At 70.4% G+C, this 23,470-nt stretch carries 28 protein-coding genes, 1 tRNA gene and 1 pseudogene; 14 read left to right on the forward strand and 16 right to left on the reverse strand.

From position 1 onward, the window contains the following. Positions 1-4: 4 nt before the first annotated feature. Positions 5-847, reverse strand: a complete 843-nt coding sequence (locus RTL41_RS19555; RefSeq protein WP_312166913.1) for a DUF4440 domain-containing protein — start codon at positions 845-847, stop codon at positions 5-7. After that, positions 834-1,397 carry an ATP-dependent protease subunit HslV gene (gene hslV, locus RTL41_RS19560; protein WP_312166915.1) on the reverse strand — a complete coding sequence of 188 codons (564 nt, stop codon included), beginning with the start codon at positions 1,395-1,397 and terminating at the stop codon, positions 834-836. The genes RTL41_RS19555 and hslV overlap by 14 nt, the downstream gene beginning before the upstream one ends. A gap of 89 nt (positions 1,398-1,486) precedes the next feature. Here hslV and RTL41_RS19565 point away from each other — a divergent pair, with 89 nt between their 5' ends. Further along, positions 1,487-2,227, forward strand: coding sequence for a HesA/MoeB/ThiF family protein (locus RTL41_RS19565; protein WP_312166917.1), 741 nt, complete (start codon positions 1,487-1,489; stop codon positions 2,225-2,227). Between the two features lie 194 nt (positions 2,228-2,421). Here RTL41_RS19565 and RTL41_RS19570 read toward each other — a convergent pair whose 3' ends face one another. Beyond that, on the reverse strand, positions 2,422-3,408 hold the full coding sequence (locus RTL41_RS19570) for a D-glycerate dehydrogenase (RefSeq protein ID WP_312166919.1): 987 nt from the start codon (positions 3,406-3,408) through the stop codon (positions 2,422-2,424). A gap of 140 nt (positions 3,409-3,548) precedes the next feature. Here RTL41_RS19570 and RTL41_RS19575 point away from each other — a divergent pair, with 140 nt between their 5' ends. The 3 genes from RTL41_RS19575 (at position 3,549) to fabB (ending at position 5,896) form a co-directional block, all read left to right on the forward strand. Continuing rightward, positions 3,549-4,058 carry an SH3 domain-containing protein gene (locus tag RTL41_RS19575; protein ID WP_312166921.1) on the forward strand — a complete coding sequence of 170 codons (510 nt, stop codon included), beginning with the start codon at positions 3,549-3,551 and terminating at the stop codon, positions 4,056-4,058. Between the two features lie 82 nt (positions 4,059-4,140). Further along, positions 4,141-4,668 (forward strand): 3-hydroxyacyl-[acyl-carrier-protein] dehydratase FabA, encoded by a 528-nt coding sequence (fabA, locus tag RTL41_RS19580; RefSeq protein ID WP_312166922.1) that lies wholly within the window; start codon positions 4,141-4,143, stop codon positions 4,666-4,668. 16 nt (positions 4,669-4,684) lie between these two features. Continuing rightward, positions 4,685-5,896: a beta-ketoacyl-ACP synthase I gene (fabB, locus tag RTL41_RS19585; RefSeq protein WP_312166923.1), complete on the forward strand. Its 1,212-nt coding sequence runs from the start codon at positions 4,685-4,687 to the stop codon at positions 5,894-5,896. Here fabB and RTL41_RS19590 read toward each other — a convergent pair. Continuing rightward, positions 5,893-6,438 (reverse strand): GNAT family N-acetyltransferase, encoded by a 546-nt coding sequence (locus tag RTL41_RS19590; RefSeq protein ID WP_312166924.1) that lies wholly within the window; start codon positions 6,436-6,438, stop codon positions 5,893-5,895. The genes fabB and RTL41_RS19590 overlap by 4 nt on opposite strands. 141 nt (positions 6,439-6,579) lie before the next feature. Here RTL41_RS19590 and RTL41_RS19595 point away from each other — a divergent pair, with 141 nt between their 5' ends. Then, positions 6,580-7,395, forward strand: a complete 816-nt coding sequence (locus tag RTL41_RS19595; RefSeq protein WP_312166925.1) for an enoyl-ACP reductase — start codon at positions 6,580-6,582, stop codon at positions 7,393-7,395. A gap of 101 nt (positions 7,396-7,496) precedes the next feature. Here RTL41_RS19595 and RTL41_RS19600 read toward each other — a convergent pair whose 3' ends face one another. Beyond that, positions 7,497-8,240, reverse strand: coding sequence for a 3-oxoacyl-ACP reductase family protein (locus tag RTL41_RS19600; RefSeq protein ID WP_312166926.1), 744 nt, complete (start codon positions 8,238-8,240; stop codon positions 7,497-7,499). A 102-nt stretch (positions 8,241-8,342) separates the two neighbouring features. On the opposite strand from RTL41_RS19600, the gene RTL41_RS19605 reads away from it, so the two are divergent. Next, a complete protein-coding gene (locus RTL41_RS19605) occupies positions 8,343-8,948 on the forward strand; it encodes a TetR/AcrR family transcriptional regulator (RefSeq protein WP_312166927.1) in 606 nt (201 codons plus the stop codon). Here RTL41_RS19605 and RTL41_RS19610 read toward each other — a convergent pair whose 3' ends face one another. The 5 genes from RTL41_RS19610 to RTL41_RS19630 form a co-directional block, all read right to left on the reverse strand. After that, positions 8,949-9,557, reverse strand: coding sequence for a TetR/AcrR family transcriptional regulator (locus RTL41_RS19610; RefSeq protein ID WP_312166928.1), 609 nt, complete (start codon positions 9,555-9,557; stop codon positions 8,949-8,951). It abuts the gene before it with no gap. Next, positions 9,557-11,200 (reverse strand): DHA2 family efflux MFS transporter permease subunit, encoded by a 1,644-nt coding sequence (locus RTL41_RS19615; protein ID WP_312166929.1) that lies wholly within the window; start codon positions 11,198-11,200, stop codon positions 9,557-9,559. Before RTL41_RS19615 ends, RTL41_RS19610 begins: the two co-directional genes overlap by 1 nt. 12 nt (positions 11,201-11,212) lie before the next feature. Further along, entirely contained in the window at positions 11,213-12,313 is a 1,101-nt protein-coding gene (locus RTL41_RS19620; RefSeq protein ID WP_312166930.1) for an HlyD family secretion protein, read from the reverse strand. 145 nt (positions 12,314-12,458) lie between these two features. After that, entirely contained in the window at positions 12,459-13,031 is a 573-nt protein-coding gene (locus RTL41_RS19625; RefSeq protein ID WP_312166931.1) for an AAA family ATPase, read from the reverse strand. Beyond that, the gene (locus tag RTL41_RS19630; RefSeq protein ID WP_312166932.1) at positions 13,028-13,306 is read right to left on the reverse strand and encodes a helix-hairpin-helix domain-containing protein; all 279 of its coding nucleotides are present in this window, start codon (positions 13,304-13,306) and stop codon (positions 13,028-13,030) included. Before RTL41_RS19630 ends, RTL41_RS19625 begins: the two co-directional genes overlap by 4 nt. A 130-nt stretch (positions 13,307-13,436) precedes the next feature. Here RTL41_RS19630 and RTL41_RS19635 point away from each other — a divergent pair, with 130 nt between their 5' ends. Next, positions 13,437-13,856 (forward strand): hypothetical protein, encoded by a 420-nt coding sequence (locus tag RTL41_RS19635; RefSeq protein ID WP_312166933.1) that lies wholly within the window; start codon positions 13,437-13,439, stop codon positions 13,854-13,856. Positions 13,857-13,907: 51 nt separating this feature from the next. Beyond that, complete coding sequence (locus RTL41_RS19640; protein WP_312166934.1) at positions 13,908-15,161, forward strand: UbiH/UbiF/VisC/COQ6 family ubiquinone biosynthesis hydroxylase; 1,254 nt, start codon at positions 13,908-13,910, stop codon at positions 15,159-15,161. A gap of 123 nt (positions 15,162-15,284) precedes the next feature. Here the strand turns inward: RTL41_RS19640 and RTL41_RS19645 are convergent, their stop codons facing one another. The 4 genes from RTL41_RS19645 to RTL41_RS19660 form a co-directional block, all read right to left on the reverse strand. Next, positions 15,285-15,488, reverse strand: a complete 204-nt coding sequence (locus RTL41_RS19645; RefSeq protein ID WP_312166935.1) for a Trm112 family protein — start codon at positions 15,486-15,488, stop codon at positions 15,285-15,287. 9 nt (positions 15,489-15,497) lie between these two features. Next, complete coding sequence (locus RTL41_RS19650) at positions 15,498-16,163, reverse strand: LON peptidase substrate-binding domain-containing protein (RefSeq protein ID WP_312166936.1); 666 nt, start codon at positions 16,161-16,163, stop codon at positions 15,498-15,500. A 14-nt stretch (positions 16,164-16,177) separates the two neighbouring features. Next, complete coding sequence (locus tag RTL41_RS19655; RefSeq protein WP_312166937.1) at positions 16,178-17,077, reverse strand: co-chaperone YbbN; 900 nt, start codon at positions 17,075-17,077, stop codon at positions 16,178-16,180. A gap of 86 nt (positions 17,078-17,163) precedes the next feature. Further along, complete coding sequence (locus tag RTL41_RS19660; RefSeq protein ID WP_312166938.1) at positions 17,164-17,676, reverse strand: prolyl-tRNA synthetase associated domain-containing protein; 513 nt, start codon at positions 17,674-17,676, stop codon at positions 17,164-17,166. A gap of 93 nt (positions 17,677-17,769) precedes the next feature. Here RTL41_RS19660 and RTL41_RS19665 point away from each other — a divergent pair, with 93 nt between their 5' ends. From RTL41_RS19665 to RTL41_RS19690, 6 genes and pseudogenes are all read left to right on the forward strand, one after another. Next, positions 17,770-18,510: a DUF6065 family protein gene (locus RTL41_RS19665; protein WP_312166939.1), complete on the forward strand. Its 741-nt coding sequence runs from the start codon at positions 17,770-17,772 to the stop codon at positions 18,508-18,510. Between the two features lie 85 nt (positions 18,511-18,595). After that, positions 18,596-18,670 (forward strand) — tRNA-Gly (locus tag RTL41_RS19670). A 130-nt stretch (positions 18,671-18,800) separates the two neighbouring features. Continuing rightward, positions 18,801-18,935 carry a hypothetical protein gene (locus RTL41_RS19675; protein WP_312166940.1) on the forward strand — a complete coding sequence of 45 codons (135 nt, stop codon included), beginning with the start codon at positions 18,801-18,803 and terminating at the stop codon, positions 18,933-18,935. Positions 18,936-19,041: 106 nt separating this feature from the next. Beyond that, a complete protein-coding gene (locus RTL41_RS19680) occupies positions 19,042-19,353 on the forward strand; it encodes a hypothetical protein (RefSeq protein WP_312166941.1) in 312 nt (103 codons plus the stop codon). Continuing rightward, a complete protein-coding gene (locus tag RTL41_RS19685; RefSeq protein WP_312166942.1) occupies positions 19,346-19,600 on the forward strand; it encodes a hypothetical protein in 255 nt (84 codons plus the stop codon). Before RTL41_RS19680 ends, RTL41_RS19685 begins: the two co-directional genes overlap by 8 nt. A gap of 84 nt (positions 19,601-19,684) precedes the next feature. Next, positions 19,685-22,068, forward strand: a pseudogene (locus RTL41_RS19690) (EAL domain-containing protein). Between the two features lie 11 nt (positions 22,069-22,079). On the opposite strand, the gene RTL41_RS19695 reads toward RTL41_RS19690, so the two are convergent. Together RTL41_RS19695 and RTL41_RS19700 are read right to left on the reverse strand one after the other, a co-directional pair. Further along, positions 22,080-22,661 carry a CC0125/CC1285 family lipoprotein gene (locus tag RTL41_RS19695; RefSeq protein WP_312166943.1) on the reverse strand — a complete coding sequence of 194 codons (582 nt, stop codon included), beginning with the start codon at positions 22,659-22,661 and terminating at the stop codon, positions 22,080-22,082. An 84-nt stretch (positions 22,662-22,745) separates the two neighbouring features. Next, positions 22,746-23,384, reverse strand: a complete 639-nt coding sequence (locus tag RTL41_RS19700) for a LysE family translocator (RefSeq protein WP_312166944.1) — start codon at positions 23,382-23,384, stop codon at positions 22,746-22,748. Positions 23,385-23,470: the final 86 nt, after the last annotated feature.

Consider the following 23,470-nt stretch of genomic DNA (forward strand, 5'->3'; position numbering starts at 1 on the left):
ATAGTCACGACGCGGGCTGTGCGACAGGAAGAATCTGATCGAAGACCAGCCGCCAGCCGTCGGCGCGGCTTTGCCAGATGCGGACATAGTGGCCGCGGTGTTCCGCCGGCCCGTCCTGCCAGCGCGCGTCGCCATAGGTCCAGGCCAGGTCGCCCGCCTGCGAGGCCCGGCCGCCGAGGGCGGAGAAGGCGATGGCCGGAGCGCGGCGCGCCAGTTCGGCCTTCACGGCGTCCGGCGTCGTCGCCGGGACCTCGGGCGAACCGGCGATCCGGGCGTCGGGGGCCAGCGCGGCCAGATAGGCGCCGCGGGCGTCGGCGGCGGCCCGGTCGGCCAGGGCGGTTTCGGCGGCGCGGACGGCGGCCATGGCGGCCTCGGCGGTGGTCTCCTGGCCCGTCGCTGCGGCCAGGTAGGCCGGGGCCGAGCCCTGCGGCGCGGCGTTCCCATGGGCGCTGGGCGCGCCGCCGTCATAGATCCACTTCCAGCCGCCGTCGGCCTGGCGGGCCCAGACGGTGAAGTACCAGCCGTTCTCCTGGCCGCCGAAGGTGGTCGGGCCGGTGGTGAAGCCGAGGTCGCCGGAGCGGGCGATCCCCGCCCACAGCGGCCACCAGACCAGCGGCGGATGGGGCTTGTCGGGCCGCCCGGCGTAGAGCTCGTGCGCCTTGACCGGGTCGGGCGCGAGCAGGATGGCGTCGGGGGCCGAGTGCTTCAGGAACGAGCGCTTGATCCCCAGCGCCAGGCCGTCGGCCGCGAAGGCGCGCTCGGCGGCCACGACCGCGGAGGGATCGGCGTCGGCCAGGGCGGGGGTCGAAAAGAGCAGCGCCGCCAGGAGGAGGCTAGAGGCTCTCAACCGTCAGTTCCCCGTTGGTGTAGACGCAGATCCGCGCGGCGATGGCCATGGCCTTGCGGGCCACGTCCTCGGCCGAGAGCTCCGTGTCGGCCAGGGCCAGGGCGGCGGCCAGGGCGTAGTTGCCGCCCGATCCGATCGCCGCCACGCCGGTCTCCGGCTCCAGCACGTCGCCGACCCCGGTGACGGTGAAGATGGAATCCTTGTCGGCGACCAGCAGCATGGCCTCCAGCCGGCGCAGGTAGCGGTCGGTGCGCCAGTCCTTGGCCAGGTCCACGCAGGCCCGGGCGAGCTGGTCGGGATACTGCTCCAGCTTGGCCTCGAGCCGTTCGATCAGGGTGAAGGCGTCGGCGGTGGCGCCGGCGAACCCGGCCAGCACCTTGCCGCCGGCCAGGGTCCGCACCTTGCGGGCGTTGCCCTTGACCACGGTCTGGCCCATGGAGACCTGGCCGTCGCCGGCGATCACGGTCTTGCCGCCCTTGCGCACCGCGAGGATGGTGGTGCCGTGCCAATCGGGGAAAGAGCCGGCGGGGAAGTTCGAGCTTGTCGTCATGGCTCTCGATGTGGCCAGGGGGACGGGCGAGGTCAAGCGCGGCGCGAACCGGACCGGACGGCGGCGCGCGGAAACGTAGCGAGGCGACGATGAGCTTCACGGACGACGAAGTCGAGCGCTACGCCCGCCATCTGGTGCTGCGCGAGGTCGGCGGCCAGGGCCAGCAGCGGCTGAAGGGCGCCAGCGTGCTGATCGTCGGGGCCGGGGGCCTGGGCGCGCCCGCGGCGCTCTACCTGGCCGCGGCCGGGGTCGGCCGGATCGTGCTGGCCGACGGCGACGTGCTCGACACCTCGAACCTGCAGCGGCAGGTGATCTTCCGCGACGCCGACGTCGGCCGGCTGAAGGTCGAGGCGGCCGCCGACCAGTTGCGGGCGCTGAACCCGCACGTGCACGTCGATTGCGCGCCGGTGCACGTGGAGCCGTGCAATGTCGGGCCGCTGGTGTCGGGGGTCGACCTGGTGCTGGACGGCACCGACGATTTCGCCACCCGCTTCACCGTCAACGCCGCCTGCGTGAAGCACGAGCGGACCCTGGTCTCGGGGGCCATCGGCCGCTGGACCGGCCAGGTCGGGGTGTTCCGGGGGCGGCCCTGCTATCGCTGCCTGGTGCCGGACGTCCCGCCCGAGGCCGAGACCTGCCAGACGGTCGGGGTGGTCGGCGCCCTGGCCGGGGTGATCGGTTCGATGATGGCCCTGGAGACCATCAAGCTGATCGCCGGCGCCGGCGAGCCGCTGGCCGGGCGGCTGCTGATCTATGACGGGCTGGCGGGCGAGAGTCGGACGGTGCGGATCGGGGCCGATCCCGAATGCGAGGTGTGCGGGGGGCATTGAGGGGCCGCGCAGCGGCTGTCTTCGACCGGCGACGCCAAGCGGCCGCCACGCCGTAGAATTCACCACCAAGCACACCAAGAACACCAAGAGGCTCGGGAAACGGCGACGCCTTGGTGTTCTTGGTGGGCTTGGTGGTTGAAAAGGACGTCGCAAACGCGCCGTCTGGCGGGTTCCCAGCCCGGCGTGCGCCCGCCCTACAGCATCGACGGAATGACCCGGTCGGGCGGGCGGTGGCCGTCCATCCAGGTCTTGAGGTTGATGATCACCTTTTCGCCCATGTCGATGCGGGCCTCGACGGTGGCCGAGCCCAGGTGCGGCAGCAGCACGGCGTTCGGCTGGGTCAGCAGCTTGGGATTGATCGCCGGCTCGAACTCGAAGACGTCCAGGCCCGCGCCGGCCACGGCGCCGGCCGCCAGCAGGTCGGCCAGGGCCCCCTCGTCGATGATGCCGCCGCGGGCGGTGTTGACCACCACGGCGTGCGGCTGCAGCAGCTTCAGCCGCCGGGCCGAGAGCAGGTGGTAGGTGGCCGGGGTGTGCGGGCAGTTGACCGAGATGATGTCCATCCGCGCCAGCATCTGGTCGAGGCTCTCCCAGTAGGTGGCCTCCAGCTCCTCGGCGATCACGTGGCTGACCGGCTTGCGGTTGTGATAGTGGATCTGCATGCCGAAGGCCCTGGCGCGGCGCGCCACCGCCTGGCCGATCCGGCCCATGCCGATGATCCCCAGCCGCTTGCCGTTGACCCGCCGGCCCATCATCCAGGTCGGGGTCCAGCCGGTGAACTGGCCGGCCTGGACGACATTGGCGCCCTCCACGATGCGGCGGGAGACGGCCATGATCAGGGCCATGGTCAGGTCGGCGGTGTCCTCGGTCAGCACGCCGGGCGTGTTGGTGACCGCGATGCCACGTTCGTTGGCCGCGACCACGTCGATGTGATCGACCCCGGCCCCGAAATTGGCGATCAGCTTCAGCTTGTCGCCGGCCGCGGCGATCAGGTCGGCGTCGATGTGGTCGGTGATGGTGGGCACGATGGCGTCGGCCCGCTGCACCGCCTGGACCAGCGCGTCGCGGTCCAGGGGCGCGTCGTCGAGGTTGAGCTCGGTGTCGAACAGTTCCCGCATCCTGGTCTCTACCTGGTCGGGCAGCCGGCGGGTGACGATGACTTTTGGTTTGCGAGGGGCCATGGGCGTTCGAAAGGAATCTTTAACTGCGCGTGGCGCGCCTTGCGTTGTGACAGAGAACCTCTAGCAAAGCCCCCATGGACGGCCAAGGCGAGCCTCGAACGATTGGACTGTGGAAGTCCGCAACGCTCACTTTTTTGACGGTGGCGCTGATTCTGGCCGCCTTTGCGCCCGCCGCGCAGGCGGCGCCGCGCCTGACGCCGTCGGGCCAGCCGGTGCCGCGCTACGTCACGCTGAAGTTCGACAAGGTCTATGCGCGGGCCGGGCCGGGCGAAGATCACAAGCTTTTGTGGGTCTACCAGGCCAAGGGCCTGCCGGTGCAGGTGATCGCCGAGAACACCGAGTGGCGGCGGATCTGCGACCCGGACGGCGGCATGGCCTGGGTCCACCGGCGGCTGACCTCCGGCGAGGCCACGGTGATGCGGGTGAAGCCGACACGCCTTGGCCTGCATCGGAAACCGCGGGCCGAGGCCGAGATCGTCGCCTATCTCAACCCGCGCTCGATCGCCGAACTGGTCAAGGATTGCCAGGACGGCTGGTGCCGGGTGCGCAGCGACGGGGTTTCCGGATGGGCTCCGGCGGCCGAACTGTGGGGAACTTCGGACGCCATCCAGTGCAAAGTCGCCCGCCCGCAAGCCGCGCGCAGCCGTTGAGCCGGCCGCCCGGCTCTGCTAGGGCCTGAAATCCACGATTCCCGAGGCTATGAAAAATGAGCCGCCGCCAAGAAAGCCAAGCATGATCCAGGGCGCCAAGGCCAAGGACCACTACAATCTCGAAGAGCTGCTGGCCTGCGGCAGAGGCGAGATGTTCGGCCCGGGCAACGCGCAACTGCCCGTGCCCCCGATGCTGATGTTCGACCGGATCGTGAAGATCACGGAAGACGGCGGCGCGCACGGCAAGGGCTATCTGGAAGCCGAGCTGGATATCAATCCGGACCTCTGGTTCTTCCAGTGCCACTTCATCGGCGACCCGGTCATGCCCGGCTGCCTGGGCCTGGACGCCATGTGGCAGCTCGTCGGCTTCTTCCTCGGCTGGTCGGGCGCGCCCGGCAAGGGCCGCGCCCTGGGCGTCGGCGAGGTGAAGTTCACCGGCCAGGTGACGCCCAAGGTCAAGAAGCTGGTCTACAAGATCGACCTGAAGCGGGTGATCATCCGCAAGCTGGTGATGGGGATCGGCGACGGCGTGCTCGAAGCCGACGGCAAGCCCATCTATGAGGCGAAGGACCTGCGCGTCGGCCTGTTCGACGCCAAGGACCTGGTCTGAGAGCACGGACAGACACATGCGCCGCGTCGTCATAACCGGGATCGGTATCGTCTCGTCCATCGGCCGGAACGCCGATGAAGTCCTGGCTTCGCTGCGCGAGGCCAGGTCGGGGATCAGCTTCTCGCCGGAATACGCCGAGCTGGGCTTCCGCTCGCAGGTCCACGCCGACCCGGGCCTGGACTGGGAGTCGATGGTCGACCGCCGCGCGGCCCGCTTCCTGGCCCAGGGCACGGCCTATGGCCACATCGCCATGGAACAGGCGATCGCCGATTCCGGGCTGGAAGAGTCCGAGGTCTCGCACGAGCGCACCGGCCTGATCGTCGGTTCGGGCGGTCCCTCGACCAAGGCGATCATCGAGGCCGCGCACACCGCCAAGGCGCGCGGCCCCAAGCGCGTCGGCCCGTTCGCGGTGCCCAAGGCGATGAGCTCGGGCGCCTCGGCGACGCTGGCCACCTGGTTCAAGATCAAGGGCCTGAACTTCTCGATCTCCTCGGCCTGCGCCACCTCCACCCACTGCATCGGCTCGGGCTACGAGCAGATCCTGCTGGGCAAGCAGGACGTGGTGTTCGCCGGCGGTACGGAAGAGCTGGACTGGTCGCTCAGCGTGCTGTTCGACGCCATGGGCGCGATGAGCTCGAACTTCAACGACCGCCCGGCCAGCGCCAGCCGCGCCTACGACAAGGACCGCGACGGCTTCGTGATCGCCGGCGGGGCCGGGATCGTGGTGCTGGAGGAGTACGAGCGCGCCAAGGCCCGCGGGGCCAAGATCTACGGCGAGATCGTCGGCTACGCCGCCAACTCCGACGGCTTCGACATGGTCGCGCCGTCGGGCGAGGGCGCGGTGCGCTGCATGCGCCTGGCCATGGCCGAGCTGGGCGGCCGCAAGATCGACTACCTGAACCCGCACGGCACCTCGACCCCGGTGGGCGACAGCAAGGAAATGGGCGCGGTGCGCGAGGTGTTCGGCTCGAACGTGCCGCTGATCTCGTCGACCAAGTCGCTGACCGGGCACAGCCTGGGCGCGGCCGGGGCGCAGGAGGCGATCTACAGCCTGCTGATGCTGAACAACGGCTTTGCGGCGCAGAGCGCCCACATCGAGAACCTCGACCCGGAGTTCGCCGACCTGCCGATCCTGCTTCAGCGCAAGGACGTGGAGCTGGAAACCGTGATGTCGAACTCGTTCGGCTTCGGCGGCACCAACGGCTGCCTGGTGATGGCGCGGGCCTAGGGCCCGCGCGGTCGCCGCAGTTCGTAGAAGCGATAGGCTTCTTCGCGGTCGCGAACCGGCGAATAGACCATCCGCTCGTCGATGGCGGTCATGCCCATAGCCTTCATGACCGCGAATGAGGCGCTGTTGGTGATCTGGGCGCCCGCCTCCACGGCTTCGATCGGGAGGCGCTCCCAAATGGCGTCGAGTGCTGCTTGCGAAGCTTCCCGCATGTAGCCCAAGCCGTGGCAGTCCTCTGCCAGGTGGTAGGCGATCTCCATCCGGGTAAGGTCGCCGGCAGTCAGCCCGCCGCTGAAGCCGCCGATCATGCGACCATCTTCCCGGCGTTCCAGCGCATAGAAGACGTGGCCTCCGCGACGCATCGCTGAGCGCGACCGTTCAATCCTGGCCAGGGCGATCTCGGGCGTCATGGGATCTGGCCACGAAGCCAGCCATTGAGTGACGGCCGACGTCAGATTGCGCGCGAGAGCCGGCGCATCCCTGGGCTCGATGGGCCGCAAGGTCAGTCTTGCCGTCTCTATGTGCGGTGGCAGATCGCCCATCGCCTCGCCCCTCGACGCCTTCGCTCAGTTCTATCAGGGCCTTCCGCGGGCGCGCCAGCATCGGATCGTCCGGGCGCCGGGGCTTGCGCCGATCCGCGCACCCGTCCAAAAACCCCCACGAAAATTCGCGAGGAGACGCGCATGGCCAAGGATGGCTGGGATCTGCCCAAGGGCGATCTGATGAAGGGCAAGAAGGGCGTGGTGATCGGCGTCGCCAACCACGACTCGATCGCCTGGGGCATCGCCTCGCAACTGGCGGCGCAGGGCGCGGAGATGGCGTTCTTCCACCTGCCGGGCATGGAGCGCCGGGTGCAGCCGCTGGCCGAGAGCATCGGCGTCAAGACGGTGGTTCCCGTCGACGTCACCCAGGACGACCAGATGGACGCCGCCTTCGAGGCGGTGAAGCAGGCGTTCGGGACCATCGACTTCTTCGTCCACGCCATCGCCTATGCGCCGCGCGACCAGATCAAGGGCTCGTTCGTCGACAACGCCACGCGCGAGGGCTTCCTGCAGGCGATGGACATCTCGGCCTACAGCTTCGTCGACTGCTCGCGGCGGGCCGAGAAGCTGATGCCGAACGGCGGCTCGATCATCTGCCTGACCTATATGGGCTCGGAGCGCGCCATCCCGAACTACAACACCATGGGCGTGGCCAAGGCGGCGCTGGAGGCGGCGACCCGCTACGTCGCCCGCGACCTTGGCCCCAAGGGCATCCGCGTCAACGCCCTGTCGCCGGGGGCCATGCGCACCCTGTCGCTGGCCGGGATCTCGGGCGGCAAGGGCATGCTGGCCAAGGGCCGCGACCTCTCGGCCATGAAGGAAGACACCTCGATGGAAGGCGTCGCCGGCGCGGCCCTGTGGCTGCTGTCGGACCTCGGCCGCTCGACCACGGGCGAGCTGGTCCATGTGGACGCCGGCTTCCACATGATGGGCTTCACGGAAGACGAGGAGGGCTGAGCCTTCCTTAGATCCTCCCCCTCCCCCATGAAAGGGGGAGGAAAAATACGGCGACCTCGATCTGCGATCGCCCTGTCCCAGTGGGGAGCGTCCGCGGCGCCCTAGGCGTTGGCGCCGCCGTCCACCACGAAGCCGGCGCCGTTGGCGAAGCGGGCTTCGGGGCCGGCGATCCAGGCGACCATGCCGGCGATGTCTTCCGGCTTGCCGTATTCGGGGATCGCCATGCGGGCGCGCTGCGGGTCGGCGCCCTCGCCGCTGGCCGGGTTCATGTCGGTGTCGGTCGAGCCGGGGTGGACGAGGTTCACCGTGATCCCCTGGGGTCCCAGGTCGCGGGCCAGGCCCTTGGTGAAGCTGACCAGGGCGGACTTGGTCATCGAATAGAGGGTGATGCCGGCGAACGGCACCAGCTCGGCCAGGTTCGAACCGATGTTGATGATCCGCCCGCCCCGGGGCAGGTGCGCGGCGGCGGCCTGCGAGGCGACGATCACGCCGCGGACGTTGACGGCCAGCAACTGGTCGATGTCCTCCAGGGTCCAGCCCTCGACCGGACCCGTGCCGCGGGCGATGCCGGCGTTGTTCACCAGGATGTCCAGGCCGCCCAGCTCGGCGGCGGCGCGGTCGACCGCCGCCTTGACCGCAGCCGGGTCGGCGCTGTCGGCCTGGATGGCCAATCCCTTGCGGCCCAAGGCCTCGATCTGCTCGACGAGGGCCTGCGCCCTGTCGGCCGAGCGCTCGTAGGTGATGGCGACGTCCGCGCCTTCGCGGGCCAGGCGCAAGGCGATGGCGGCGCCGATGCCGCGGCTGGCGCCGGTGACCAGGGCGTGTTTTCCGGAGAGGTTCGACACGGGTTGCTCCATTTCTGTGTCGTTCGATACAGAAAGCAGATGGGCGGCTTGAGGCGCGGCGTCAAGGGATTTATATATCGGTCGATATAGAAAGGATCGGACATGGCCGAGCGCGGCCGACCACGCAGTTTCGACCGGCAGCAGGCGCTGACCCGCGCCATGGAGGTGTTCTGGGCCAAGGGGTACGAGGGCGCCTCGATCAGCGACCTGACCGCCGCCATGGGCATCGGCTCGCCCAGCCTCTATGCGGCGTTCGGGTCGAAGGAGGCGCTGTTCCGCGAGGCGGTCGAGCTCTATGGCCGCACCGAGGGGCCGGAGATCTGGGACGCGGTCGAAAACGCGCCGGACGCGCGCGCGGCCGTGGCAGGTTTCCTGACCGCCACCGCACATATCTTCTCAAGGCCCGGCAAGCCGCGCGGCTGCATGGTGGTGCTCTCGCAGCTCAACGCCACCGAGGCGAGCGCCAGCGTCTGCGCGGCCCTGCGCGAGAACCGCGCCCAGGGCCAGTCGGGGCTGGAGACGCGCCTGCGCCGGGCGGTCGCGGCGGGGGAGCTGCCGGCCAGCATTGACGTCGGGGCGATCGCCGCCTTCTACCTGACCGTCCAGCAGGGCATGTCGATCCAGGCCCGCGACGGCGCCTCGGAAGACAAGCTGCTCGACATCGCCAGGGGCGCGATGGCGGCGTGGGAGCCGCTGACCGCGCCCTGACTAGGCTGAGTAGGCCTTCATGAACCGGTGGGCCGCCTCGCGGGCGATGCGGTCGATCTCGGCGGCGTCGAGGGCGCGGACGACGCCCAGCAACTGGGCGATCTGGTGGGCGCCGATGACCATGCTGGCGAAGAACTCGGCCGCGAGCTCCGGATCCTCCACGCCGAGGCGGCCGTTCTGCGTCTCCATCCGCAGGAAGTCGGCGAGGCGGCGGCGGGAGGTGGCGGGGCCGGCCTCGAAGAAGGCGCGGGCGAGGTCCGGCTGATCGGCGGCGCTCTCGACGGTCATGCGCAGCATGGTGGTCCCGCGCGGGATCATCACGGCGGTGAGCATCGAGCGCCCGAACGCGGCCAGGGCCTCTTCCGGATGCTCGGCGGCCTGCGGCAGCATCAGCGGGGCGGTGATCTCCTTGACCCGGCGGTCGACGATGGCGCGGATCAGCTCGGGCTTGGAGCCGTAGTGGTTGTAGATCGTCTGCTTGGAGACGCGGGCGCGGCGGGCGATCTCCTCCATCGACGCCGCCAGGCCGCGCTCGCCGAACACCTGGGCGGCGGCGTCGAGGATGGCCTGGGTCTTGGCGAGGTCGATCTGGCCGGGCGCGCGCGGCATCAGTGGCCCCCGTCGCCGTCGGGGGCCGTGTTCTTGGCCGGGGTCGCCAGGAAGCCGAGCAGGGCCGCGACGGCGCAGCCCAGGGCCAGGAAGTAGAACCCGTCCGCGAAGCCGAGCACGGCGGCGTCGCGGCGCAGGGCCATGCCCAGGAACTTGCGGGCCGCGCCCTCCGGATTGGCCAGGCCCTGCGCGTCCATCATCGCGGTCAGGCCCTCCAGCATGTCCTGGCCCTGCAGGCTGGAGACGCTCATCGCCGCCGACAGCTCCGAGAGGTGGACGGCGGTCTGGTCGCTGAGGATGGTGGTCAGGATCGCCAGGCCGATGGCGCCGCCGACGTTGCGGACCAGGTTCACCAGCCCCGAGGCGTCCTTCATCATCGAGATCGGCAGGGTGGAGACCGACAGCGCCTGGGCGGCGATCATCGCCACCATCACCCCGAAGCCGCGGATGGCCTGGAGGGCGGCGAACTCCCAGAAGCCCCACTCGGCGGTGACCCGCACCCCCAGACCGACGCCATAGGCGGCGAGCGCGAAGCCGGCGACCAGCGAGATCCGCGGGTCCATCAGGCGCACGACGCGGCCGACGATGGGGGCGCTGAGGAACATGGTCAGGCCCGAGACCAGCATGGTGGTGCCGACCTCAGCCGCCGAATACTGGCGGATCTGGCCCAGGAACAGCGGCAGGATGAAGGTGCCGCCGAACAGGCTCATCCCCGAGACGGCGTTCATCAGGAAGCCGAGGGTGAAGTTGCGGTCCCGGAACGGCTTCAGCGAGACGATCGGCTGGTGATAGGTGAGCTGGCGCCAGATGAACACCACCCCGGCGATCACCGCGGTGACGGTCAGCCAGAGGATCAGGTCGTCGTCGAACCAGCCCTCGCTCGAGCCTTCCTCGATGACGTACTGCATCGTGAGCAGGAACACGGTCATGGTGAACAGGCCGAACCAGTCGATGCCCTTGGCCAGGCTGGGGTCGCCCTTGTCGAAGTCGCCGTAGCGGCCGACCAGGAACATCACCAGCAGGCCCGGAGGCACGTTCACGAAGAACAGCCAGCGCCAGTTCAGCGCCTCGGTCAGGTGGCCGCCCAGGGTCGGGCCGATGGTCGGCGCCAGGGTGACGATCAGGCCGACCGTGACGTTGGCCATCACCCGCTTCTCGGGCGGGAAGACGGTCATGGCGGTGGCGAAGACGGCCGGGATCATCGCGCCCGCGGTCAGCCCCTGCAGCGCGCGGGTGACGATCATCATCTCGATGCTGGTCGACAGGCCGGTGAGGATCGAGGTGACGATGAAGCCGGCGGCGGCGAAGACGTAGACCGGCCGCGTGCCCCACATCTTGGTCAGGTAGGCGGTGAGCGGAATGATCACCACCTCGGCCAGCAGGTAGATGGTCTGCACCCAACTGATCTCGTCGGCGCTGGCGCCGATGCCGGCCTGGATCTGGCTGAGCGAGGAGGCCACGATCTGGATGTCGAGCGTGGCCATGAACTGGCCCACGACCATGCCGCCGAAGCCCAGGAAGATCTTGATCCAGTCGATCTCGCCCGAGGCGGTCACGTGACCGCCCGGAGACCCGGGCTGGGACGGCGTGTCGGGCTTGCCCGCCGCCTTGAGGTCATCGGGGTCCAGGGCGGCGTCGGTCACGGCCGCGGATCCTTAGCGCGCGACGCCGCGCCGGGCGTATTCGGCCGAGGGCGCGGCTTCGGCGAAGCTGGGGCCGGTGTCGGCGGTGACGTCGACCTTGACCTCGACCGAGAGGCCGGGGCGCAGGGCGCCGGCCAGGGGCGACTGCTTGTCGACGACGATCTTCACCGGCAGGCGCTGGGCGATCTTGGTGAAGTTGCCGACCGCGTTCTCGACCGGGATCAGGGCGAATTCCGAGCCGGTCGCGGGGGCGAAGCTGTCGACGCGGCCCTTGATCTGCTGCTTGCCGAAGGCGTCGGCGTGGATGGTGACCGGCTGGCCGATCTTCAGGCGGGCGACCTGGGTCTCCTTGAAGTTGGCGACCACATAGGCCTCGCCCAGCGGCACCACGGTCATCAGCGAGGAGCCGGGACGCACGTACTGGCCGGTGCGCACGGCGCGGGCCCCGACGACGCCGGTGGCCGGGGCCTTGATCTCGGCGCGGTCGAGGTCGATGCGGGCCTTCTCGACGGCGGCGCGGGCCGCCTGGGCCTGGGCGACGGTCTGTGCGCGGGCCGAGCCGAGGCTCTCGGCGGCGCGGCGTTCGGCCTCCAGGGTGGCCTTGGCCTGGGCGACGCCGGCGCTGGCCTGGCCGGCGGCGGCGCGGGCCGACTGTTCGCGCTGGGGCGAAACCCAGCCCTGGCCGGCCAGCGTCCCGTAGCGGGCCAGTTCGGCCTGGGCGAGCTGGGATTCGGCATGGGCCGAGGCCACGCCCGCGGCCTTCTGGGCGATCATCGCCTGTTCGAGGCGGGCCTTGTCGTCGACGGCGCGGACGGCGGCCTCCAGGGCGGCGGCGTTGGCCTCGGCCTGGGCGAGGGCGGCCTTCAGCGGCGCGGTGTCGAGCCGCACCAGCACCTGGCCGGCCTGGACGTGCTGGTTGTCGGTCACCAGCACCTCGGCGACGTAGCCGTCGACCTGCGGCGCGACGGTGACCTTGTCGGCCTGGATGAAGGCGTTGTCGGTGGCTTCGTACTTCTGCTTGTTCATCCACCAGGCGCCGCCGCCGACCAGCAGGCCGACCGCGACAGCCCCGCCGACGGCGAGGGGGACGAGCTTCTTGGGCAAAACCGCCATGTGAGAGCGCCTGAAAAATCCAAAAATGGACGCAGCAGTCCAATCTAGCCCAGGTAGGGCGACCTGCGGACCGACGCAATGGGTAAAATGGACGAACGCGTCCAAAAAACATTGGCGGGACGGAAGGCCGCGGCCGGACCCCGACCTACGGATGCAGGCGGGACAGCAGCTCCCCTTCGATCCGATCGGCCGTATCGGCCGGGCCGAGGCCGCTGGTGTCCAGGTCCAGAACCCAGTCGTGGTTGATCGGGAAGGGGGCGAGGGAGGCCAGCGAAGCGGCCTGCCCGGCGTCCGTGGTCTTGAACCGGCGGCGACGCTCCTCGTTGGAGATCCGTTCCCGAAGCTGCTCCTGCCCGCACGCGAGACGGACCACGAGCAGGCTCGCCCGCCGCCGCTCGGCGACCCACAGGAGCCGCCCGGCCATGATCCAGTCGATGGGATGGCCGCCCGGGTCCGAGACCGCATGGGTGAAGACATAGTTGCGCTCGGCCGGGCCGAAGCGCGCGACGGTCTCCAGCACCGCCGACAGGACGTCGTCGGCCCTGTCCCACACGCCCGCCGGCAAGGGGCCCCCGTCAGGCTCGACCACCTCGAAGATCGGATTGCTCCAGAAGTGGTTGTCCAGGAGCTTGGCCGAGAGGCGTTCCGCGACGAGCTTGCCGACCGTGTACTTGCCGACGCCAGGAGGCCCCACGAGGTAGACGATCACGTTCTTCATTGCGCGCCCCCGGATGCTCGCTCCCTGCTGGCCTGCTGCGCCTGCCGGGCCTGGGCCGCGGCGATGGCGGCGGCGATCGCGCCCCTGGCCTGGGGGCTGTTGCGCCAGCAGGTCGAGCCGACCAGGGCCGCGGCCGCCAGGCAGATCGCGTCGGCGTCGCGGCCGGCGAGGTCGGCGAGGTCCTCGACGCCGACCTGTTCCAGGCGGGCGATCACGGTCGGCCCGACGCCCTTCACGGACAGCAGCAGGGCGCGGTCGTCGGCGGAGAAGGGCATGGGCGCTCCAGTCGGCGGCGGATCATTAGGCATAGGCCCGAGCTTCGCTGCGGGAAAGGGCGGCGAGGCGCCGCCGGCTATTGCCTGGCGGGCGCGAGCGGGCTCCTATCCATCGAGCGAAAGGGTTCGCATGTATCGAAGCGTCGCCGTACTGCTGTTGTCGGGCTGCTTGGCCCTGGGCGGCTGCCAGCGCCAGCCGGAGTTCGCCGGCGGGTCGGCCGACGGCGAGGCCGCCCCGGCCGCGGCCAGGTCGGTCCCCGGGCTGGACCAGGTGAGCGCCCGGGCCTTCGCCTATGCCGAGGCGAGGATGGAGGGGCGCGTGGACCTGGACGCCTACAGGTCCGGCGCGATGCGGGTGTTCGCCGGCCTGGACCGGAACGGCGACATGGTGCTCGACCCGGCCGAACAGCCGCCGGCCCCGGAGGGCGCGGTCAGCGCGCCGCTGAGCGCCCAGGTGTTCAACCGCGCGCTGGCCGGGCGGTTCGAGGCGGCGGACCGCAACGGCGACGGCGTCCTCGACCCCGAAGAGCGGTCGGCCTTGACGCGATAGACGCCGGGTTCGGCCTGGACGCGAGGGGTCATTCGTCGGCATATCGCGGCCATGGCTGAGACCTTCGATGCGGACGTGATCATCGCCGGCGCCGGGATGGCGGGGGCGACCTTGGCGCTGGCGCTGAAGAGCGCGGGACTGGAGCCGCTGCTGATCGACCCGGTGGCGTTCGACGACCAGGTGGCGCCGACCTTCGACGGCCGCGCCTCGGCGATCGCCTACGCCTCGTTCCGCCAGTGGCGGACCCTGGGCCTGGCGGGCGAGATCGAGCCCTACGCCCAGCGCATCGAGCAGATCCTGGTCACCGACGGCTTCTCGCCGGGGGCGGCGGCGCGCAAGCCCTCGCCCTTCTACCTGCGCTTCGATTCCGCCGAGATCGCCGAGCGGTCCGAGGGCGAGCCGCTGGGCTACATGCTGGAGAACCGCCGCACGCGCGCGGCCCTGGCCGCCGGGGTGGCGCGGGCGAAGATCCGGGTCGAGGCCCCGGCCAAGGTGGCCGGCGTCGTGTTCGAAAGCGGCGCGGCGGCGGTGACGCTGGAGGATGGCCGGACCCTGCGCGCGCCGCTGGTGGTGGGCGCCGAGGGCCGCGGCTCGGTGGTGCGCAAGGCGACCGGGATCGGCGTGACCGGCTGGGACTATCCGCAGACCGGCGTGGTCGCCACGGTGCGGCTGGCGCGCGGCCACGAGGGCGTGGCGCACGAATATTTCCTGCCCGGCGGGCCATTCGCGATCCTGCCGCTGACCGACGATCGCGCCAGCCTGGTCTGGACCGAGAGCCGGCCGAAGGCGGCGGCGCTGAAGGCCGCCTCGCCGCAGGCCTTCCACGCCCACCTGCAACGCCGGTTCGGCGAGTTCCTGGGCGCCGCGACCCTGGACGGGAACGTCTTCACCTATCCGCTGTCGCTGCAGCTCGCCGAGCGGCTGACCGCGCCGCGGGCGGTGCTGCTGGGCGACGCCGCCCATGGCATCCACCCGATCGCCGGCCAGGGGCTGAACCTCGGCCTCAAGGGCGCGGCGGCCCTGGCCCAGGTGCTGGTCGAGGCCGCCCGGCTGGGCGAGGACATCGGCTCGGAACTGGTGCTGGAGCGCTACGCCCGCTGGCGCAGCTTCGACACGGTGATGCTGGCGGCGGCGACCGACGTGTTCACGCGGCTGTTCTCGAACGACAATCCGGTGCTGCGGCTGGCCCGCGGGGTCGGCATGGCGGCGGTCAACCGCATCGGCCCGGCGCGGCGGTTCTTCATGGAGGACGCGGGCGGGGCCACAGGCGACCTGCCGCGGCTGCTGCGGGGCGAGGCGCTGTAGCAACCGGATCCTCCCCCTCTGGGCGGGGCGCAGGACGGGGTGAGGCTGAGCCGGCTTCCGATGGATCGGGTGTTCACGGGTCCCGGCCGTCGGCTGCGCCGAAACCGGGATGACACCGAGGCGTCAGTCGATCGTCCGCGCCTCTTCGGGCAGCATGATCGGCACGCCGTCGCGGATCGGGTAGGCGAGCTTGGCGCCGTTGCTGATCAGCTCGTGGGCCTGGCGGTCATAGACCAGCGGCCCGTGGGTGACGGGGCACACCAGGATTTCCAGCAGGCGCGGATCGACCTCAGCGGTCAGGGAGAGCGGGGCGAGGGCGTCGGTCATGGGGCGCTTCTACTGGATCGACTGCGGTCCGTCATCGTCCGGCTCGAGGCTGTCGATCTCCAGCAGGGCGGTGAGGGCGTCGCAGCGGTCGGCGATGGTGGGGGCTTCCAGCAGGGCCTGCTTCTCGGCGGGCTCGAAGGGCAGGCCCATGGACAGCGAGGTGACCAGGCTTTCCAGCGGCGCGGACTCGGCGGTCTCCCAGTCGATGTCGAGCTCGCGGCGGTTCAGGTAGCGCTTCAGCGCCCCGGCGAACCGGCGGCGGTCGAAGGCGGGGATGGCGGCGGCCTCGACGCTGAGGTCGTCGGCGAAGGGCTGGAAGTCGGCGCGGACCTGGCGATAGGGGGTGGCCACCGACAGCTCCTCGCCGACCAGGAACCGGCAGATCCCGGTCAGGGCGATCAGGTAGCGGCCGTCGGAGGTCTCCGAGAAGCTGGTGACCCGGCCCGCGCAGGCGACGCTGGCCAGGTTCGGCCGCGTGCGGTCGCCGCCGGCCCGCGTCTGGACCATGCCGATCATGCGGTCGCCCGCCATGACGTCGTCGATCATGTTCAGGTAGCGCGGCTCGAAGATCTGCAGCGGCAGGTCCCCGCCGGGCAGCAGCAACGCGCCGTCCAGCGGAAACACCGGGATCACCTGCGGCAGGTCTGAAGCTCTACGGAAAACAGCGGCCGGCATGACACGGCCCTTCCTCATGAGAACAGGATGGATGAAAGCCGGCGGCGCCCGGCGCGGGTGATGTCGGAGCCGGAACCGGCGGCCTCGAAGATGGTCAGCAACTGCTTGCGCGCGGCCTCGTCGTTCCAGGCGCGGTCGGCCTCGATGATGGTCAGCAGATGGTCGGAGGCCTCGCCCCAGGCGCCGCGGGCGGCCAGGGCCTTGGCGATCTCGTAGCGGGCCTCGTGGTCGCCGGCGTCCCTGGCCAGGCGCTGTTCGAACTCGCCGGTCTCGCCGGGGCCTTCCTCGGCCAGGGCCAGGGCGGCGCGGACGCTGTCGAGGTCGGGGTCCCTGGCGCCTTCCGGGGCCATGGCGGCGATCTCGGCCGCGCGCTCGGCGTCGCCGCCGGCCAGGTAGCAGCGGGCCAGGCCGCCGATGGCCTTGAGGTTGTCGGGCTCGGCCTGCAGCACCTGGGCGTAGGCCTGGGCCGCGCCGCCGACGTCGCCGACGTCCAGCGACTCCTTGGCCATGGCCAGCAGCTCGTCGGCGGCGTTGGCCGGGGCCTGGCCGGCGATGCGGTCGACGAACTGCTTCACCTGGCTGTCGGGCAGGGCGCCCATGAAGCCGTCGACCGGGCGGCCGCCGACGAAGGCGAACACGGCCGGGATCGACTGCACGCGCAACTGGCCGGCGAACTGGGGATTGGCGTCGATGTCGATCTTGACCAGCTTGACCTTGCCCTTGGCGGCCAGGACGTTCTTCTCGATCGACGGGCCGAGCTGGCGGCAGGGGCCGCACCAGGTGGCCCAGAAGTCGACGATGACCGGCGTCTCCTTCGACGCTTCGATGACGTCGGCGACGAAGCTGGCGTCCGTGCCGTCCTTGATCAGGTCGCCGGCGGCGGCTTGGGGCTGGGTCTCGCCGATCAGGCTCATGAGGGGTCTTCCAGAACGGGGGTTGTCGGGACGTAACGCGTCCGGGCGCTAAAATGGTCCCTAAGGGCCGCGGCTTCAACGGGGCTTTAGGCGTCCTCGACCACGGCCATGGCCGCGAAGTCGACGACCAGGGGGGCGATCCCCAGCGCCTGCAGGAACCTGGCGAAGCCGGCGCGCGAGACGCCGGTGGTGGCGGTGTTGGTCATCGGGTGGAAGTTGACCCGCTCGGCCTGCGCCAGATGGCGGTCGAGCACGAAGGTCACCTGGCGGTCGACGTCGTTGACCAGGGCGAAGGCGGTCACCGAGCCCGGGGCGACGCCCAGCACCTGCTCCATCAGTTCGGCGGGGCCGAACGACAGCCGGGCCGAGCCGATCACCGTATGCAGGCGCTTGAGGTCGATGGCCGTGTCGTCCTTGGCCGAGATCAGCCACAGCCGGCCCTTGGCGTCCTTGAGGAACAGGTTCTTGGTGTGGGCGCCGGGGATGTCGTCCTTGATCCCCTCGCCCTCGCCGACCCGGAACACGGCCGCATGGTCGGTGGTGTGGTGGTCGACGCCGTGCGCGTCGAAGAAGGCGATGAGGTCCGAACGGGTCTTCATGGCGCCTGCTTAGCGCATGGCCGATGGCGGCGGCTAGCGGCGCGCCGTCCGCGGGTCTAGAGCAGTCGCAAGGACATGAAGCTGGAGGAGCCCATGGAGCTCGAGTGCTATCCCACCGCCGAGCGGCCGCCGGAAATCGTGCCGGGACGGCCGCAGCGCGCCTGGATGGACCGCTTCGCCGAGCGCCACCCCTATCGCTGCCTGCCGCTGACCATGGCCAACACCACCGGCTGGGAGATCCTCTGCCCGATGGCGTTCACCGCCGAGTGGAACGGCGGGGTGATGCAGGAGGACATCAAGCTCATCGCCGACCGGCCGCACCCCGACTTCCACAACTTCGTGAAGAGCCACTTCAGCCATGGGGTGATGACCTTCCACCCCGGCTACCTGTTCAAGACCCCGCCGGGCTGGTCGATGATCGCCCAGGGCCCGCCCAACCACGTCAAGGACGGCGTCCAGCCGCTGGCCGGCCTGGTCGAGACCGAGTGGCTGCCGTTCCCGTTCACGATGAACTGGATCTTCACGCGGCCCGGGCGCGTGCGCTTCGAGAAGGGCGAGCCCTTCTGCTTCATCACCCTGACCAAGGACCGCGAACTGGCCGAGTTCCAGCCGGTGATTCGCGGCATGGACCGCAATCCCGAGCTGCGCGAACAGTACGACACCTGGGAAAAGCACCGCAGCGAGTTCAACAAGCGCATCTTCCGCGCCGACCCCGACGCGACCAAGGAAGCCTGGCAGCGCTACTACTTCCGCGGGGAGTTCCCGGAGGAGGTCGCCGAGGCCCCGAAGGACCACGTGAACAAGCGTCGGCTGAAGAGTCCGAAATTTGGTTGAGAGGGGTGTTGCCAACCTGCGGGCGCTCTGCCATAAGCCCGCTCTCGATTTTGGGGCGGCGCGGGAAACCGAGTTGCTTCGGAACGCGGGCGTAGCTCAGTGGTAGAGCACAACCTTGCCAAGGTTGGGGTCGAGAGTTCGAATCTCTTCGCCCGCTCCAATTTCCCTCCGGGGAGTTGAAGCGACATCAAAGCGGTCCTTCGGGGCCGCTTTTTGCTTTCTGGATCATGGCGCCGCCGTAAGGCCGGCGAGTTGCGCTTGGCGCCGGGCGTGGGCTATAGGTCGCGGCGATGATCCTGGCTTTCGACCCTGCCGGCCTGAAGAACGCGCGCGTCGCCGCGCGTGCGGCCGCCTGCGCGTCCAAAACCACCATGATGATGATTATTACCCCCACCATCGGGACGGGGCGAACGCGCGCGACTTAAGACACCGCCGACGGATCGCAAGATCAGGAACCCCGCTCCCGAACAGGCAGCGGGGTTTTTTGTTGCGCGCTCCGTCGGTCCCTCACACCTGAAAGGACTGACCACGATGGAACTTCTCCCCTCCGATCCCGCCAGCGCGGGACAGGCCGCCCGCCGGTTCGCCGACGCGCTGGCCCACGAAGCCCTGCTGGAGCAGACGGCGCGGCTGGAGGCCACGCTGGCGGCGGACGGCGGCCTGGAGGCGCTGTTCGCCGTCGAGCAGGCGCTGGACCTCGCCTGGCCCCGCACCGCGCCGGCCTGCGAACTGATCTGGGCCACGGAAGCGGCCGCGGCGGCGCTGTCGCTGCGGGCCTTCGACGAGGCCGGCCGGCTGCTGCTGGCGCGGGCCTATCGCCGCGGGGAAGTCAAACGTGGTTGAGCGGCGCACCTTCCTTATCGAGGCCCGTCCCGAGACCGACATCCTGCTGCGGGTGCTCGGCCCCTTCGCGGTGCAGGGCGCGCAGATCCTGGTCCTGGAGGCCGTGCAGGGCACGGCGCGAACCTCGATCCGGATCGAGACGGCGGGCCTGGGGGCGGACGGCGCCGGGCATCTGGTGGAGCGGCTGCGCGCCATGCCGGCGGTGAGCGCGGTCGGGCTCGGCTGGCGCGCCGCGGCGGCCGCTTGAGGCTTTCTTGAGCAAATGAGATGTTTCTTTACCCCCATTCCCTAGAAACGGCGCCTGTCTTCACCCGCCGGGGCTCTATTTAAAGTGTTCAAAGTCTTAACGTGCCTGGCGACGGAGCATGATCTGCGCCTGGTTGTTGTCGCTGGACTCGTCTGCTTCGGTGGTTGTTTCACCGCCTTCCGTCTATATTCAAGGATGCGAACCGCCTCCGGGCACGGAGTACGTGCAGCCTGGGTGCTGCTGACCGGGCTGGTCGCGGGCTGTTCGGTCTGGGCCACCCACTTCATCGCCATGCTGTCCTACGACACGGGGCTGCGTGCGGGCTTCATGCCGCTGGGGACGCTGGTCTCGCTGCTGATCGCGGGCCTGTTCATGGCCGCGGCGTTCGCGGCCGCGGCGTTCGCGTCCGGCCGGGCCGGCAAGGTCGCCGGCGGGCTACTGGCCGGCCTCGGCGTCGGGGCGATGCACTATACGGGCATGGGCGCCTATGTGACCGAGGGCGTGCTGAGCTGGGACCTCGGGATCGTCGCGGCGTCGGTCGTGGTCGGGGTCGGGGTGGCGCTGGCGGCGATGTTCGCCGCGCGCGACGCCGGCCGCCTGTCGCAGCAACTGCTGGCCGGCCTGCTGCTGACCGTCTCGATCTGCAGCCTGCACTTCGCCGGCATGGGCGCGATCACCATCGTCCCGGACGCCTCGATCGACGTGCCGGCCCAACTGCTGTCCTCGGTGATGATGACCCTGGCCGTGGCGCTGATCGTCAGCCTGATCATCCTGGGCGGGCTGGGCGCGGTCCTGATCGAGGGCGGGGCCAACGCCCAGGCGCTCAGCCGCACCCGCCGCCTGGCCGACGCGGCCTATGAAGGCATCGTCGTGGTGCGCGGCGAGCGCATCCAGGACGCCAACGCCGCCTTCTGCGCCCTGGCGGGGGCCGAGGTCGGCGAGCTGATCGGCCAGCGCCTGGGCGACCTGCTGATCCTGGACGGCGCGGGCGCGGCCCTGGACGCGCGGCGCGAGGGCCGCCTGCGGCCGCGCGACGGCGGCGAGGACATCCCGGTCGAAGCCTTCGGCCGCCTGCTGGAGGCGCGGCGGGGCGACGCCGCGTCCGGGGACCTGATGGTGCTGGCGATCCGCGACCTGCGCGAGCGCCGCTCGGCCGAGGAGAGGAGAAGATCCGCTACCTGGCCGAACACGACGGCCTGACCGGCTTGGCCAACCGCAACATGATGCAGGCGCGCCTGGCCCAGGCGCTCGACCGGATCAAGCTGACCGGCGAGAGCCTGTCGGTGATCTGCATCGACCTGGACCACTTCAAGGAAGCCAACGACCTGCACGGCCACCTGGCCGGCGACGCGATCCTGACCGAGACCGCCCGCCGCCTGCAGCAGGCGGTGAGCGCCCCGGCCTTCGCCGCGCGGCTGGGCGGCGACGAGTTCGTGGTGGTGCAGATCGGCGCGGACGACCAGCCGGGGGCGGCCGCCGAGCTCTGCGCCGACCTGCTGGAGGTGCTGAGCGCGCCGGTCGCCTATGCCGACCAGGAGCTGCAGGTCGGCGCCAGCCTGGGGGTCAGCCTCTATCCGGACGACGGCGGCACGGGCGAGGCCCTGCTGGCCAACGCCGACATGGCGCTCTACCGCGCCAAGGAGGACGGCCGCGGCGGCTACCGCTTCTTCAAGCGCGAGATGGACGAGTCGATCCGCGAGCGCCGCGCCCTGGCGCGCGAGCTGCGCCAGGCCATCGCCGCCGAGGAGCTGGTGCTGCACTATCAGCCGCTGGCCAGGGCCCAGGACGGCGAGGTCTGCGGCTTCGAGGCCCTGGTCCGCTGGATGCACCCGGTCCGCGGCATGGTCGCGCCGATGGACTTCATCCCGGTCGCCGAGGAAAGCGGGCTGATCCTGCCGCTGGGCGAATGGGTGCTGCGCCAGGCCTGCGCCGACGCCGCGGCCTGGGACAAGCCGCTGCGCATCGCGGTCAACCTGTCGCCGGTGCAACTGCACCAGGCGAACCTGGCGGCGGTGGTGCACGAGGTGCTGCTGGAGACGGGCCTGGCCCCGCGGCGGCTGGAGCTGGAGATCACCGAGACCGCCCTCTTCAAGGACTATCAGCGGGCGCTGGACAACCTGCGCCGGCTGAAGGCGCTGGGCGTGAGGATCGCCATGGACGACTTCGGCACCGGGTTCTCCTCGCTCTCGACCCTGCAGTCGTTCCCGTTCGACAAGATCAAGATCGACAAGAGCTTCGTGGAGAACATCCACAAGCACGACCGCGCCACGGCGATCGTCAAGGCGGTGCTGGGCCTGGGCCGCAGCCTGGACATCCCGGTCACCGCCGAAGGGGTCGAGACCCTGGAGCAACTGGAATTCCTGCGCAGCGAGGCCTGCGCCGAGGTCCAGGGCTACGCCATCGGCCGTCCAGGCCCCCTGGGCGCGCTGGACGACTGGACGGAGGCGGCGGCGCGGAAGGCCGGCTGACCGGCCGCCTTCTAGGCGGCCGGGCGCAGGACCCGCGGGCCGAGGTTGCTCATCACCGCCCGGGCGTCGAAGGCGCGCGGATCGTCGGCCGGCTTGGCGCCGCGGCGCATGACGATCTCGGCGCTGGCCTCGAACTTGGTCACCGTGCGGACGTCGACGCTGTTCGACCAGAAGGGGTCGCCGAAATAGGGGTCCCAGGTCCGCCAGCCGTACGGGCCGCCATAGTAGCGCCAGTAGGGGCGCCAGTAGCCGTAGCTCGGCCCGTACCAGGGGCTGTAGAACGGATCGCGGTCGATATAGGTGCGGCGGTCGGCCTCGGTGTTGCGGTCGACGATCGAGAACCAGTCGTAGCCCTGCTGCACCGTCAGCTCGGCGGCCCGGTAGAGCAGGTAGCCCTCGACGGTCTCGCGCGAGGTCAGGCTGTTGCCGGCGAAGGTGACCCGGAAGCGGTCGGCCTCGAGCTGCTGCTCGGAATAGCCGCCCTGGACGCTCTGGCCCGGCACGTTCGGCTGGTAAGGCGTGGCGGTGGTGCAGGCGCTGAGCAGGGCCGTGAGGGCCAGGCTGGCGACGATGGCGGCGGATTTACGTGACATGACATTCGGACCCGAAGTTCCCCGTCCCTCGGGGAAGGTGGCGCACCAGAAGAAAACACCTGGGCCTAATTATGGTTGCGCTTGTTAAGCTCCGCCAGCCTTTCGCGCCATCAGCACGGCGGCGGCGAGCAGAAGCAGCCCGACGGCCACGGCGAACCCCCGGGCGAAGCGGGGCTGCGTCATCCTGGCGGCCAGGGCCGCGCCGCCCAGGCCGTAGGCGCTCATGGCCAGGATATCCAGGGCGAGGGTGGCGCAGGCGAAGGCGGCCAACTGGGCCGGCAGCGGCCGGGCCGGATCCAGGAACGGCGGCAGGACGGCGGTGAAGAACAGCACCGCCTTGGGATTGGCGATCTGCACCGTGAAGCCGTCGAGATAGGCCGACTTGCCTTGCCTGAAGGCGCCGTGGCCCGGCTCGGCGTGCTTGGCGAAGGCGCCCAGCAGCGATTTCAGGCCCAGCCAGGCGATGTAGCCGGCCCCGGCGTAGGCCAGCAGGTGGAAGACCTGCGGGAAGGCCAGGATCAGGGCGCCGAGCCCGAGGGCCGCGGCCCCGAACCAGACCAGGGTGGCGGTGTTCATCCCGGCCACGCCGACCAGGGCGGCGGCCTTGCCCTTCTGCGCCCCGGTGGCGATCGCGAACAGGTTGGCCGGCCCAGGCGTCACGGCCATGACGGCCATCACGCCCAGGAAGGCGGCGTAGCGGGCGGGATCGACCGGCAGGTCCATGGGAGCTCGGGGGGCGGGAGGAAGGTGGAAGTGCTGACGCCGCCCCGAGGTAATCCCCAACGCCTCTCCGGGGAAGCGCAGGACGA

The organism is Phenylobacterium sp., from assembly GCF_031984885.1.
Lineage (GTDB): Bacteria > Pseudomonadota > Alphaproteobacteria > Caulobacterales > Caulobacteraceae > Phenylobacterium.

Excerpts from the sequence above, each read along its gene's own strand:
- hslV (WP_312166915.1), bottom strand. The coding sequence starts at position 1,397 with ATGACGACAAGCTCGAACTTCCCCGCCGGCTCTTTCCCCGATTGGCAC.
- RTL41_RS19565 (WP_312166917.1), top strand. The coding sequence starts at position 1,487 with ATGAGCTTCACGGACGACGAAGTCGAGCGCTACGCCCGCCATCTGGTG.
- RTL41_RS19570 (WP_312166919.1), bottom strand. The coding sequence starts at position 3,408 with ATGGCCCCTCGCAAACCAAAAGTCATCGTCACCCGCCGGCTGCCCGAC.
- fabA (WP_312166922.1), top strand. The coding sequence starts at position 4,141 with ATGATCCAGGGCGCCAAGGCCAAGGACCACTACAATCTCGAAGAGCTG.
- fabB (WP_312166923.1), top strand. The coding sequence starts at position 4,685 with ATGCGCCGCGTCGTCATAACCGGGATCGGTATCGTCTCGTCCATCGGC.
- RTL41_RS19590 (WP_312166924.1), bottom strand. The coding sequence starts at position 6,438 with ATGGGCGATCTGCCACCGCACATAGAGACGGCAAGACTGACCTTGCGG.
- RTL41_RS19595 (WP_312166925.1), top strand. The coding sequence starts at position 6,580 with ATGGCCAAGGATGGCTGGGATCTGCCCAAGGGCGATCTGATGAAGGGC.
- RTL41_RS19605 (WP_312166927.1), top strand. The coding sequence starts at position 8,343 with ATGGCCGAGCGCGGCCGACCACGCAGTTTCGACCGGCAGCAGGCGCTG.
- RTL41_RS19610 (WP_312166928.1), bottom strand. The coding sequence starts at position 9,557 with ATGCCGCGCGCGCCCGGCCAGATCGACCTCGCCAAGACCCAGGCCATC.
- RTL41_RS19620 (WP_312166930.1), bottom strand. The coding sequence starts at position 12,313 with ATGGCGGTTTTGCCCAAGAAGCTCGTCCCCCTCGCCGTCGGCGGGGCT.
- RTL41_RS19625 (WP_312166931.1), bottom strand. The coding sequence starts at position 13,031 with ATGAAGAACGTGATCGTCTACCTCGTGGGGCCTCCTGGCGTCGGCAAG.
- RTL41_RS19630 (WP_312166932.1), bottom strand. The coding sequence starts at position 13,306 with ATGCCCTTCTCCGCCGACGACCGCGCCCTGCTGCTGTCCGTGAAGGGC.
- RTL41_RS19635 (WP_312166933.1), top strand. The coding sequence starts at position 13,437 with ATGTATCGAAGCGTCGCCGTACTGCTGTTGTCGGGCTGCTTGGCCCTG.
- RTL41_RS19640 (WP_312166934.1), top strand. The coding sequence starts at position 13,908 with ATGGCTGAGACCTTCGATGCGGACGTGATCATCGCCGGCGCCGGGATG.
- RTL41_RS19645 (WP_312166935.1), bottom strand. The coding sequence starts at position 15,488 with ATGACCGACGCCCTCGCCCCGCTCTCCCTGACCGCTGAGGTCGATCCG.
- RTL41_RS19650 (WP_312166936.1), bottom strand. The coding sequence starts at position 16,163 with ATGCCGGCCGCTGTTTTCCGTAGAGCTTCAGACCTGCCGCAGGTGATC.
- RTL41_RS19655 (WP_312166937.1), bottom strand. The coding sequence starts at position 17,077 with ATGAGCCTGATCGGCGAGACCCAGCCCCAAGCCGCCGCCGGCGACCTG.
- RTL41_RS19660 (WP_312166938.1), bottom strand. The coding sequence starts at position 17,676 with ATGAAGACCCGTTCGGACCTCATCGCCTTCTTCGACGCGCACGGCGTC.
- RTL41_RS19665 (WP_312166939.1), top strand. The coding sequence starts at position 17,770 with ATGGAGCTCGAGTGCTATCCCACCGCCGAGCGGCCGCCGGAAATCGTG.
- RTL41_RS19675 (WP_312166940.1), top strand. The coding sequence starts at position 18,801 with ATGATCCTGGCTTTCGACCCTGCCGGCCTGAAGAACGCGCGCGTCGCC.
- RTL41_RS19680 (WP_312166941.1), top strand. The coding sequence starts at position 19,042 with ATGGAACTTCTCCCCTCCGATCCCGCCAGCGCGGGACAGGCCGCCCGC.
- RTL41_RS19695 (WP_312166943.1), bottom strand. The coding sequence starts at position 22,661 with ATGTCACGTAAATCCGCCGCCATCGTCGCCAGCCTGGCCCTCACGGCC.
- RTL41_RS19700 (WP_312166944.1), bottom strand. The coding sequence starts at position 23,384 with ATGGACCTGCCGGTCGATCCCGCCCGCTACGCCGCCTTCCTGGGCGTG.